Source organism: Spongiactinospora gelatinilytica, from assembly GCF_003236385.1.
GTDB classification, from domain to species: domain Bacteria; phylum Actinomycetota; class Actinomycetes; order Streptosporangiales; family Streptosporangiaceae; genus Spongiactinospora; species Spongiactinospora gelatinilytica.
On record NZ_POUA01000481.1, the window covers coordinates 1 to 4,805 of the forward strand.

A 4,805-nucleotide genomic window follows, 5' to 3' on the forward strand; every position below is an offset into this window, starting at 1 on the left:
GCGCGGGGCCCTGCGTGACGGGCGGGACACCGCCCGGTGGCGGGGGCTGGAGCAGCCCGTCCACGCCGCCGCCGACGATCTCGGGGGCGAGATCGGGCGACAGGTCGCAGATCGGCACCGCCGCCGACGCGGACGTGGGCACGGCGAACGGGACCGCCACTAATCCGACGAAAGCGATCAGCGCGATGCCGACCGCCTTCCGAATCCTTCGCCCGCGCCGCGCCTTCCGGCCGGGTCCGCCGGGCGGGTCAGGAGCCTTGCGGCGAAGCCGCGATGCGCGCCCGAGCAGTCGTCTGCCTCTGGTCAGGACACTTGCGAGGACACCCATCACCGGCCCCTGCGAGGGGACACTCATGACCGAACCTCCCGCGCCGCCGTCTCCGGCCTGCCGATTTCCTCTGGATCATGCCCGTTCTGGCCGGGCTTATCGTGTGTCGGATTCGTGTCAAGCCAGCGCAGCAGCTCTTCCGAGATAAGGTCCACCCCGATACGGCCCGCACGGCCGTCCAAATCCCGGAAGACGCATTCGCCGTTGCCCAGCGAGCGCAGCACCGCCTTGTGCTCCTCAAGGGCCTCGACCCCGAGCAGCGACATGACGTGGTCGACCTCGACCCGCTCGGTGGAGCGGAAGGCGAACACGGAGGAAAGGCAGTTGGTGACCTGCTCGTTCAGCAGGTCGCCGGCGTTCTGGGAGACGAGCACCAGCGCGGTGTTGCGCGACCGGCCCATCCTGCTGACCTCGGGCACCAGCTTGGCGCCCTCGGGCGTGGAGGTGATCGCCCACGCCTCGTCCAGGAAGATCGCCTTGGGCACGCGGCGGTCCAGCCCGTTCATCAGGCGGCGGGCGAACTGCGAGACCAGGTAGAGCAGCGCCACCGACAGCCGTTGCTCGTAGGAGTAGTCGTCGCGGGCGGTCGCGACGTCGGGCAGGGTGAGCCCGCCGAGGGTGAAGACCGTGGTCCAGCCCTCGGGGTCGATCTGGTCGCCGCCCGAGGGGTCGAAGCACAGCCGGGCCAGGTGCATCTCCGACATCGACCGCAGCACCGCGCCGAGGTTCTTGGAGGCCGGGTCGTCGGCCTGCTCCAGGTAGTCGACGACCTTGCCGAGCGAGGGGTCCTCGCCGTTCGACACGGCGGCCACCGCCTGGATCATGGCCGACTCGCGCTCCTCCGACATCCGGGGCAGCAGCAGCCGCAGCGTCTCGGTCGCCATGGTCTTCTTGGCCGCGATGTCGTCGCCGAACGAGAACGGGTCGAGCAGCCCCGGCGCGGCCGACCCCAGCGGGATGATCCGCGCCTTGCGGCCCCGCTTGCGCAGCAGCTCGACCAGCGACTCGGCGTCGCCCTTGGGGTCGATCACCGCGACCGTCACCCCGCGCAGCGCCATCTGGTAGATCAGCAGCAGCGCCAGCGTGGTCTTGCCGCCGCCCGGCTCACCGGTGATCGCGATCGCCGTCGGGCGGTTCCGCGCCGCGGCCACCAGCGGGTCGAAATGGACGATGCTGCGCGCCCTGCCCACCGACTCGCCGATGTACGGCCCGGCCCAGCCCGCGCTGGTCTCGTCGACGCGGTCGCCGACATCGACCGTCGCCACCGCCATGCCGCCCGCGATCGTGCGCAGCGGCTGGCGCTGGGCGTAGGCGTTGACGCGTACCCGCTCGCCCGGCAGCGCCTCGCAGAACAGCGAGAACTGGTCGCCGGTGGAGTTGACGATGTCGATGCCCATGTCGCGGTAGTGCTCGATGACCGCGTCCACCCGTTGCAGGCAGACCTCCTCGGTCGGCGCGGCGACGATCAGCCGGTGCCAGCCGTACACGAACGGCAGGCGCTCCTTGGTGATGCCGTGCTCCAGCATCCGCGCCGCGTCGATCTGCTCGGCCAGCGCGATCGGGGCCTCCGCGCCCGCCTCGCGGATGTGGATGTCCATGTCGCGGGCGTGCGCGAGCTTGCGCGCGACGTCCTTGCTGGCCTTGACCGGCGGGATGAGCCGCATCCGGCTGGACAGCTCCACCGGGAACGGGAGCTGGTCGGCGAAGTGGCTCCACGGCTCGCCGTCCGGGAAGGGCATCAGGTCGGGGAACCTGGCGAAGGACAGGTGGGCGACGTAGGAGTCGCCGGCGGTCTGCTCGATGCGCAGCAGCGACCTGCCGTTGTGGATCTGGCCCTCGACCAGCGCCTCGATCTCGCCACGGCCCCAGCGCCGCTTCGGGCTCGCCGACGGCGGCGGGTCGCCGAGCGCGCCGGTCGCGGCGTGCTGGAACAGCCAGGCGATCTCGGTGGAGGTGGCGTGCCTGGCGTACAGGGCGCTGGCGGCCAGGGCCCTGCCCAGGCGTTCGGCCTGTTCGGTCCACTTGGTGATCTCGCCGTCGGGCACGTGGTCGTCGTCCAGGCCGAGGGCCTTCTCACCGCGCTGGTAGTAGCCGAAGAGCTGGGCGAGCACGCCGGTGCCGAGCTGCGCGCCGCGCGGGCCCAGCCGTACGCCGATATAGACCTCCTTGGACCAGAAGTCCTTCGCCCAGACGTGGCCGTACATCTCCTCCAGGTACTCCCGCCAGCCCGGGCCCTCGTCGGAGGTGGCGTTGAGCGCCAGCGCCCATTCGGCGGCCGGATAGGCCCGGTGCGCGACCCTCAGGTGGACCTCGGCGTCGGACATCCGGATGGCGGCCAGCGCGATCGTGATGTTGGTGGCCAGCGCCTCGCGCTCTTCGGGGGTGACGAACTCGTAGTTCACGGTGGGCAGCCGGAAGTAGGCCCAGGCCGCCGAGTCGGTCAGCAGCACCCGATCGTCGAAGTACCGTACGGCCAGGCGGCTACGGGCCCTGGCCGATCGGCCGCTCATCGCCCGCCCGCCATCGCGTGTCGTACCGCGATCCGTCCCACGGTCACTGCGCCACTTCCTCCTCGCTCCGCTTGCCCTGGTTGCCTGTGCCTGTGCCTGGGTTGCCGGTGTGCGGTGGTACCGCGAAGCCCGCGACCACGACGCCCGCCAGCGCCAGGTAGGCCCGCCGGCCGGCCGCGCGCATCCGCTCCGGCTCCATGGGGCCGCTGCCGCCCGGGGCCAGATCGTCCTCCCAGGGCACCCGGACGATGGCCCGGCAGCGCCCGCGGGCCACCGCCTCGGCCTGCTCCACGGCGGCCATGCTGCGCCGGCTCACGCCGTTCACCACCATGATCGCCCGGCGGCGCAGCTCGGCGCAGCCGTGGCCGTCCAGCCACTCGTAGGTCATCGCGACCGCGTCGGGGCCGTCCTCGCTGGCCGGCACCACCAGGACGAGTTGGTCCGCGTACGGCAGGAATCGCGCGGCCAGCGCCGCGGCCGGATCGACCACCACCAGCCGGTAGTAGTGGTCGAACATGTCCATCGCCTGGCCGATCCGCTGGTCGGAGAACAGCGTGCGGTCCGCCATCCGCTGCTCGGCCCCCGCGTCGGTGTCCGCGCCCACCGCCTCCAGGCCGGACGGCGTGCGGGTGGTGTAGGCGCGCATCCCGAGGTAGCCGCCGACGTCGTCGAGACCGGCCAGCAGTGAGCTGAGCGTCTCGGGGGAATCGGCCTGGATCTTGCCGGTCAGGGTGTTGTCGCCGGTGTTGGCGTCGAGGGCGAGTACGCCGTCGTCGCGGTGCATGGCGAAGGCGTGGCCCAGCATCAGCGCCGTCGTGGTCTGTCCGGCGCCGCCCGTGCAACCCAGCACGACCACCCGGCGGCTGCCGTTGAACACGGCCCTGGCCCGGGCCTCGTCGATCTCCGAGCCGTCCGTACGGCTGCCACCGGAACCGATGACGACCTGCGCGAGCCGCCGCCAGCCGCCGCCCGAGCCGTCCCGGCCGACGACCGATTCGACCCGGCGGACCTTTCCGCCGCCCTCGGTGGGGGGCGCGACGGGCACCGGCGCGGGCGGCTCCTGCACGGCCCTGATCGAGACCCGCGGTTGCCCTTCCTGCTGGGCGCTCTCCCTGATCGGGCCTTGACGGCTCTCGCGCGGCGGACCCTGACGCTTGGGCCCAGGGAGCGCAGGCACGCCGTTCTCCGAGGCCGCCTCCCGCCCGGCGGGACCGCCCACCAGCCCACGCCCTGCGGCCTGCCGGCGCGCGGCGGCCTGCCGTTCGGCCTCCTCCCGCGCCGCGGCCTCCCGCTCGGCGGCCTCCCGCCGGGCCCGCTCCCGCGCCGCCGCGGCCTCCCGCTCAACCCGCTGCCGCCGCGCCCGCTCCAGCGCCGCAACCTCCTGCCGCTGCACCGCCTCCGCAGTCACAACCTCCGCAGCGGCCTCACGTTCCGCCCGCTCAGCCTGTGCCCGAGCGGCAGCCTCACGCTCTTCCCGCTCTGCGGCCTCGCGCTCAGCCTGTACGCGAGCAGCAGCCTCCCGCTCAGCGGCGTCCCGTTCCGCCTGCTCAGCCCGCTCACGGTCTTCCTGCTCCCGAGCAGCGGCCTCCCGCTCATCCCGCCGAGCCGGCTCCGGCGCCACAACCTCGAGTTCAGACTCCGCGCTACCGGCCTCCAACCGCTGGTGTTCGACCTGCTCCACCGCAGCCGCCTCGGGCTGCTCCGGCTCAGCCTGATCGTGAGCAGGGGTCTTCTTGGCCCGTGCCGCCGCCTGGCGGCGTGCCCGCTTCGGTGCCGCCTCAGCCGGTCGGTCCGGCTCGGCCTGTTCCGCAGCCTCGACGCCCTGCTCAGGATGCTCACCAACGGCGGCCTCCTCCCGCTCGGCCTTGGCGCGCGCAGCCGGTACCTCCGGCTCGGGGCCTTGCCGCTGGGCGTCTTCTGCGGCCTCCCCCGGGTCCGGGGGCCAGACGAGGCGGGCGTCCGGAGGG

General features: G+C 73.0%; 3 protein-coding genes. 1 reads left to right on the forward strand and 2 read right to left on the reverse strand.

What is annotated here, in order from left to right:
- Positions 1-351: 351 nt before the first annotated feature.
- Positions 352-2,838, reverse strand: coding sequence for an ATP-binding protein (locus C1I98_RS35250; RefSeq protein WP_111171647.1), 2,487 nt, complete (start codon positions 2,836-2,838; stop codon positions 352-354).
- Between the two features lie 43 nt (positions 2,839-2,881).
- The gene (locus C1I98_RS35255; protein WP_111171648.1) at positions 2,882-3,904 is read right to left on the reverse strand and encodes a MinD/ParA family ATP-binding protein; all 1,023 of its coding nucleotides are present in this window, start codon (positions 3,902-3,904) and stop codon (positions 2,882-2,884) included.
- Between the two features lie 57 nt (positions 3,905-3,961).
- On the opposite strand from C1I98_RS35255, the gene C1I98_RS35260 reads away from it, so the two are divergent.
- Positions 3,962-4,805: hypothetical protein (locus tag C1I98_RS35260; protein WP_146607832.1), on the forward strand; the 844-nt coding region annotated here is incomplete at its 3' end.